The organism is Pseudaminobacter sp. Soil_N_29 (assembly GCF_057656055.1).
In genome coordinates this window covers 1-6,297 of the sequence record NZ_JBDGLC010000019.1, presented here as the reverse complement: position 1 = coordinate 6,297, position 6,297 = coordinate 1, and the positions used below count along the sequence as shown (strand labels likewise).

At 63.3% G+C, this 6,297-nt stretch carries 8 protein-coding genes and 1 pseudogene; 2 read left to right on the top strand and 7 right to left on the bottom strand.

Annotated features, from left to right (window positions below; all coding sequences use genetic code 11):
• The first annotated feature begins 886 nt into the window (after positions 1 to 886).
• Positions 887 to 1,231 carry a hypothetical protein gene (locus AC3A4H_RS23450; protein ID WP_487768858.1) on the top strand — a complete coding sequence of 115 codons (345 nt, stop codon included), beginning with the start codon at positions 887 to 889 and terminating at the stop codon, positions 1,229 to 1,231.
• Between the two features lie 38 nt (positions 1,232 to 1,269).
• On the opposite strand, the gene AC3A4H_RS23445 is transcribed toward AC3A4H_RS23450, so the two are convergent.
• From AC3A4H_RS23445 to AC3A4H_RS23430, 4 genes are read right to left on the bottom strand one after another with little or no spacing between them, the layout of a single operon-like run.
• Complete coding sequence (locus AC3A4H_RS23445) at positions 1,270 to 2,031, bottom strand: ABC transporter ATP-binding protein (protein ID WP_487768859.1); 762 nt, start codon at positions 2,029 to 2,031, stop codon at positions 1,270 to 1,272.
• Complete coding sequence (locus AC3A4H_RS23440) at positions 2,000 to 2,827, bottom strand: ABC transporter permease (protein ID WP_487768857.1); 828 nt, start codon at positions 2,825 to 2,827, stop codon at positions 2,000 to 2,002. Before AC3A4H_RS23440 ends, AC3A4H_RS23445 begins: the two co-directional genes overlap by 32 nt.
• A complete protein-coding gene (locus tag AC3A4H_RS23435) occupies positions 2,824 to 3,816 on the bottom strand; it encodes an ABC transporter substrate-binding protein (RefSeq protein WP_487768856.1) in 993 nt (330 codons plus the stop codon). Before AC3A4H_RS23435 ends, AC3A4H_RS23440 begins: the two co-directional genes overlap by 4 nt.
• 41 nt (positions 3,817 to 3,857) lie before the next feature.
• On the bottom strand, positions 3,858 to 4,067 hold the full coding sequence (locus tag AC3A4H_RS23430; RefSeq protein WP_348777635.1) for a hypothetical protein: 210 nt from the start codon (positions 4,065 to 4,067) through the stop codon (positions 3,858 to 3,860).
• Positions 4,068 to 4,418: 351 nt separating this feature from the next.
• Here AC3A4H_RS23430 and AC3A4H_RS23425 point away from each other — a divergent pair, with 351 nt between their 5' ends.
• Positions 4,419 to 4,802, top strand: coding sequence for a c-type cytochrome (locus AC3A4H_RS23425; RefSeq protein ID WP_348777634.1), 384 nt, complete (start codon positions 4,419 to 4,421; stop codon positions 4,800 to 4,802).
• 71 nt (positions 4,803 to 4,873) lie between these two features.
• On the opposite strand, the gene gph is transcribed toward AC3A4H_RS23425, so the two are convergent.
• From gph to AC3A4H_RS23410, 3 genes and pseudogenes are all read right to left on the bottom strand, one after another.
• Positions 4,874 to 5,572, bottom strand: a complete 699-nt coding sequence (gph, locus tag AC3A4H_RS23420; RefSeq protein WP_487768855.1) for a phosphoglycolate phosphatase — start codon at positions 5,570 to 5,572, stop codon at positions 4,874 to 4,876.
• Positions 5,569 to 6,126 (bottom strand): thioredoxin family protein, encoded by a 558-nt coding sequence (locus AC3A4H_RS23415; protein WP_487768854.1) that lies wholly within the window; start codon positions 6,124 to 6,126, stop codon positions 5,569 to 5,571. The genes gph and AC3A4H_RS23415 overlap by 4 nt, the downstream gene beginning before the upstream one ends.
• A gap of 20 nt (positions 6,127 to 6,146) precedes the next feature.
• A pseudogene (locus tag AC3A4H_RS23410) lies at positions 6,147 to 6,297 on the bottom strand (ribulose-phosphate 3-epimerase); the annotation flags it as partial.

Below are 6,297 nucleotides of genomic sequence, written 5' to 3'. Positions count from 1 at the left end.
GGGTGTTGGCATAGTCGCCGGTGGGCATCGCCCAGTTCTTTGAATCCGCAGCAAGTTTCTGCAGGTCATCGTTTGCCGATACGCCATAAGCCGACGCGCATGTCATCAGAGCGGCGGCAATTGGCAGGCAAACAGCTTTGTTGAATGCACGCATTGAAATCCTCCCGGGTTGCAGTCAGGAATCAATCATCTCGCCCAATCAATCCTCGCCCATAGGGGGCTTGCCCAAGCGGCCTGGCGGGGAATGTTTCCGGCAGCGTGTCACGACCTAAGTCAAGCATGGACGGAGGGCACCGATACCGCCCACCTCACTTGGACTACGATGGAGCGTCGCGTTTCCCTGATGATAGCGACGTCCTTGAAGCCGGAAACACTGGGAGGCTAAGTCAGAACATTTGGCAAGGCAAGCGCAAACGTCCCTCCTGCTGCTGCAGTGCAATAGTCGTTATGTTGCACTGCAATAAAATGGAATGTTGCCATTTAATCGCTGAAGTATATGAACAATTATGCCGGATATAAACTTGCTCGCGTAGATAATTGACTTGTTTTCTACCGTCAAAGTTGTTTTTTGAATATTGTGGCGTGTGATTTCAGTAGATAATTTTGGAATCCTGTTCCGCTGCATCAGATATTCTTGTGATTTGCTGTTGGTGAAAAGATTAATCACCCGCGTCGTCAGTTGGGCCGCCGCCAGCTTGCATTCGCGGCGAGTTCGGAAGGAGCTTTCTTGTGCGCATCGGAGGGCATTCGGAGCCGTTCGGCAGCATCCTCCTTTGGTCCAATATACTGGATACGACCTATGTCGCGCGTGGTGGCCGCTGGACAGGCGCCGCGCACCGCGCCACCCTTGGCGTCAGGAAATCGACGTAGAACGGGATGAACGATCATGTTTCCGAGATTGCCGATTGCCCTGGCCATTGCACTGACCCTTGCGGCCGCGTGCCCGTCGCGCGCGGCGAGCGACTATCCGACCTCGACCCTTGCCGACTATGTGTTCGGCTGCATGAAAGCCAATGGCGAAACGCATGAGATGCTGGACCGTTGCTCCTGCTCGATCGACGTGATCGCCACGATCCTTCCCTATGACCGCTATGAAGCTGCCGAGACCTTCCGGCGCATGGCGCAGACCACCGGCGAGGGCGGCGAGCTTTTTCGCGAAAGCGCCCCGGCCAAGGCCGCCGGTGCCGAACTGCGGCGCGCGCAGGCCGAGGCCGACGTGGTCTGCTTCTGAGCTGTCGGCCGGAACGCCAGCGCGAGTGCCGAAGGCCTTCACTGCAGGCCCATGGCCTCCTGCATGACGCCCGGGAATTTCTGGCGGAAGGACCGCGCCAGATCGGCCATCACCTGCGGGTTGCGGCTCTGGCGCGGGATGCGGATGTCGAAGTAGCCGAGCACATGCGCCGGGCGTGCCGATAGCAGGATGATCCGATCCGACAGCATCAGCGCTTCGCGAATGTTGTGCGTCACCATCAGCGCCGTGGTCGGCCGCGCCGACCACACCGAGAGCACCAGATAACGCAGACGCTCTGCCGTCTGATCGTCGAGCGATACGAAGGGCTCGTCCAGGAACATTATGGAGGGTTCGATGGCGAAGGCGCGCGCCAGCGCCACCCGCCGGGCAAGGCCCAGCGACAGCTCCGAAGGATAGAGCGAGCGCATCTGCGAAAGGCCCAGGCTGCCGAAGAGCTGGTCCAGGCTGGCCTCGCGCATCTCCTTTGGCATGGCGAGGCGCACATTCTGCTCCACAGTGCGCCAGGGCAGCAGCGTCGGCTCCTGGAACACGGCCGCGACCCGGTCGCTCTCGGCGGTCGGGAGTTGGAAGGAGCCTGAGAAATCGCGGTCGAGGCCAAGCAGGATGCGCAACGTCGTCGTCTTGCCGCAGCCGGAGGGTCCGAGCAGGCAGGCGAACTCGCCCTGGCGCACCTCGAAGGAAAGATCCTTGAGCGCCGTCACTGATACGCCTTCGGCCGAGCGGAAGGTTTTCTCGAAAATGTCCACTCTAAGCGGCGCGCTGCCGCCAACGGGTTGCATGTCGTTCAAAGGGCTGCACCAGAAAGAGTTCGATGAGAAGCATGATCGCCACGAAAGCCAGCGTGTAGGCGAGGATGGCGGCAACGTCGAAAAGCTGGAAATAGAGATGGATCTGGAAGCCGACGCCATTGGAGCGGCCGAGCAGTTCCACCACCAGCACGATCTTCCAGATCAGGGCGATGCCGGAGCGGGCGGCGGCGGCGAAATAGGGCTGCAGCTGCGGCAGCAGGATATGGCGCAGCCGATCGAGCGGGCTGAAGCGATAGACGGTCGCCATTTCGCTGTAGCGCGGATCAAGCGCGCGGGCGCCTTCGCGCATCGTCACCGCCACGTTGGGGATCTTGTTGACGGCGACCGCGCCGATGGCCGCCGCCTCGGTCAGTCCGAACCAGATATAGGCAAGCACGATGATGACAAGCGCCGGGATGTTGAGGAACAGCACGAGCCAGACGTTGAAGAACTGGTCGGCGCGGCGGGAAATGCCGAGCATGATGCCAATGGCCGAGCCTATCACCATCGCCACCGCAAAGGCCGCGACCACGCGGGCCAAGGTGATGGCAAGGTTGTAGGGCAACTCGCCGCTGAGCGTGTCCTTGACCAGAACCGTCCACACCTGGGAGGGCGGCGGGAAGGCGCGGCTTGGCCACAGTGCGGCAACAAGGCTCCAAAGAAGAAACAGGCCGACGAGCGACGCAACCACCGTGAGCGTCGGCCCAGCCTTGGCCCAGCGACCCTGAGTGGTTGGGGCGCGCGTGGTGCTGGCGGCGGGCTGGGCGCGAAGTTCATCCAGGTTCATGTTTCCGGCCCCAGCCAAAAGGTTCCGGGGGCCATCTGACGCGCATCTCCGACCAGCTTTTCGCCGCCGATCTGGGCGAGCACATCATACAGCCGGGCGGCGTCTGCCTCTTCCTCCTCGGCCGAACGGGAAGGAATGCCTTCCCGATAGCGGTCGCGCAGCGTCTCCAGTTCCTTGCCTTCCGCCCGCGCCAGCGGTGCGAGGCGCAGCCATTCCGCGTCGGAGCTTGCAAGCAGCCGCTTTGCAGCCGCCGAAGCCTTGATGAAGCCGGCAATTGCCGCGGGATCGGCGCGGGCCCAGCTTTCATGAAAGGTGTAGCCGAGGGCCGCGACGGGACCGGTGGCGCCCAACGCCCTTGCGGCATCGTCGGCGCCGATGAGGCGGCGGAAGCCATGCGCCTCGAGCCGCGCGCAGAAGTGCCAGAAGTTGAGCACCGCATCGAGTTCGCCCTCGATGGTCTTTTCCGAGAGGAGAGGCGGCGCGCCGAAAACGATCTCGTTTCGCTCGGCAAGGTCCATGTCGTGGTCGCGCCGGAACAGGGCCTGCAACAGAAGCCAGCTCTTGTCGAGCGGACCGCCGGCCACGCCGATCTTCTTGCCGGTCAGATCGCCGGGGCTGCGGATAGGCGAGTCTTGTTTGACCATGATGGCACCCACGGCCGTGGAATAGGGCACGAGCGTCACATCACCGCCCATCGAACGCTGCCGCGACACCCACAGCCAGTCGGTGACGATGATGTCGATGTTGCCGGAAAGCATGGCGACGTTGGTCGCGTCCTCTCCGGCAAAAAACGAGACGTCGAGATCGATGCCGTTGGCCGCATCCAGGCCATGGTGCTTGATCGTATCAAGCTCCCAGCTGACGGTGCCGAACTTGAGAACGCCGATCCTGACGCTGTTGTCCGCCCGGGCGGGGCCGGCTGGCAGGGTGGGAACGCCGGCCAGGGCAAGACCCATCAAGCACACGAAGTTGCGTCGCGATACCACCACGGCGTCTCCCAACGTGCGACCGCGCCAGGCTGCGGTCTGCCTCAGATCGATTTCTCCTTGACGGGGAATGCGCATTTCCAGCGCACCACCGTGAGGGCAGGGTGCTGCTGCGTCCATTTCGCGATCTCGGGCGGTGCAGTGTACATGCACTGCACCAGCGAACCGCTGCTTTGGAAATAAAGATGCTCGTCGCGGCAATGGGTTGGATTGGCGGTCAGACAAACCGTCAGGATCAGGTCGACCATATTCATGTAAACACCTTTCGCCGCCACGTTCAGCCAGGCGTGCGCCGGCGCTTCCGCGTGTCAGCGAGCCTGCCGCCCCAAGGTGCCGTTGGGGAGGGTCCTGTCCAAGAAGGCTACGCGCTTGCCCGGACGGCGTCAACAAGATGCCCATTCCGGCCGAGCGGACGCCCGCGGATGGGGTACGATGGTCGCGATTGACATCCCGCCGACGCGATCTAGCTTGATGGGCGCGGGTGCAGCGGTCCGGAGGGTCGGACGCATGCTTGCATACCCGCCCAAACAAAAGGCGCATGCCGGGGGAGCCAACACGGCATGTGCAGTCGTTCAGGGCACCCTGACGTCCAGAGAGGAAACGCCATGCGCTCCATCGTACTTCTGCTCGCCATATCCGCTGCCGGCATGCTGGCCTCCAATGCCCAGGCGCAGGACGCCGCCGCCGGTGAAAAGGTCTTCGCCAAATGCAAGGCCTGCCACGTTGCCGACAAGGACGAGAACCGCGTCGGCCCATCGCTGATGGGCGTGATCGGCCGCACCGCAGGAACTCATCCGAACTACAAATATTCGCCGGCCATGATCGAGGAAGGCAAAAAGGGGGTTGTCTGGAACGAGCAGACGCTGACGGAATATCTGAGAGACCCCAAGGCGATGGTGAAGGGCACAAAGATGGCTTTCGCCGGCCTCAAGGAGGACAAGGATATTGCCGACGTCATCGCCTATCTGGAGCAGTACTCCAAAAAGTAGGCAGGAACAATGGCTTGAGACGAGGGGCTCCCGGATTGATTCCGGGAGTTCGCTAACTGCTGCAAGAGCCGTCAGGCCGCGTCGCGCAGGCCGCGCAGGGCGAGCGGCAGGTCGCCAAGGCTGTCGCAGATGAGGTCTGCGCCCAATTCCTCCACCGGCACCTGCGTATAGCCGCCGCGCACCAGAACCACCGGCATCCCGGCCGCCCGCGCAGCGCCCACATCGGCGGCACTGTCGCCTACCATCAGGGCGTTTTCCACGTCGATCCGTAGCCGTTCCAGCGCCAGCAGCAGCGCGTCGGGCGCGGGCTTCTTCTGGCTGACGGCGTCGCCGCCGACAATCGCGCCGAGCGCATCGGTGAGTCCGAAGTGCAGCAGGATCTCGCGCGAGGCCACCTGCGGCTTGTTGCTGACCACGCCCATCGCCATGCCGGACATGTGGAAATGCGCAAGCGTCTCCCGCGTACCCGGCATCAGGCGGGTGAGATAGGTGAGGTGGCGGTTGTAGATCGGCGCCATGTCGCGCGTGGCTTCTTCCAGCGCCCCGCCGATCAGTGGCATGCCCGCGGCCGCAAAGGCGCGTTCCACCAGCTTCGGCACGCCATTGCCGATCATCGTCGTGACACGGGGGACCGTGAGTGGCGCCAGCTGGCGGGTGGCCAGAAGCTCGTTCACGGCGGCGGTGATGTCAGGCGCTGAATCGATCAGCGTGCCGTCAAGATCGAACAGGATCGCTCGGGGAAAGGGTGCCTTTATGCCGTTGACGGTCATGCCGCTTCCTTCCATTTGATGGAGCAACCAATGGAGGCGACCTGCTCGCGCGGGCCATTGCCGGTGCGGGCCACCTGTTTCATCGCCTCATAGAGATCGCGGCGCAGGTCGGCCGCGCCGGTCTCCTTGCGCGAAGCATCGAGCCGGCCGCGATATTGCAGCGTCAGCTCGTTGTTGAAGCCGAAGAAGTCGGGCGTGCAGGCCGCACCATAGGCGCGCGCTACCGACTGGTCCTCGTCGTAGAGATAGGGGAAGCCGAAGCGGTGCGCCTCGGCGAACTGCTTCATGTTGGCGAAGGAATCTTCCGGATAGGCCTCGGCGTCGTTGGAACTGATGGCAACGAAGCCGACGCCTTCCGCCTTGAGGTCCTCGGCGTCGCGGACGATGCGCGAGATGACCGCCTTCACATAGGGGCAGTGGTTGCAGATGAAGACGACCACGAGGCCGTTAGGGCCGGCCTGTTCAAAGATGGAATGCTGCTTGCCGTCGACCCCGGGCAGCGTGGCATCGACGGCCGGCCAGCCGAAGTCGCAGACGGGTGGAATGGCTGCCATGGTGCCTCTCCCTGCTTGTCCTAGGCCGCCCTGCGCAACGCGCGATCGCCGGCGGCCCGGATGGCGGCGATGTTCTGGGCATAGGCCTCGGCCGTGCCGCCCTTGAACACGGCCGAGCCTGCCACCAGCACATTGGCGCCGGCGGCCGTGACCAGCGGCGCGGTTTCGGGC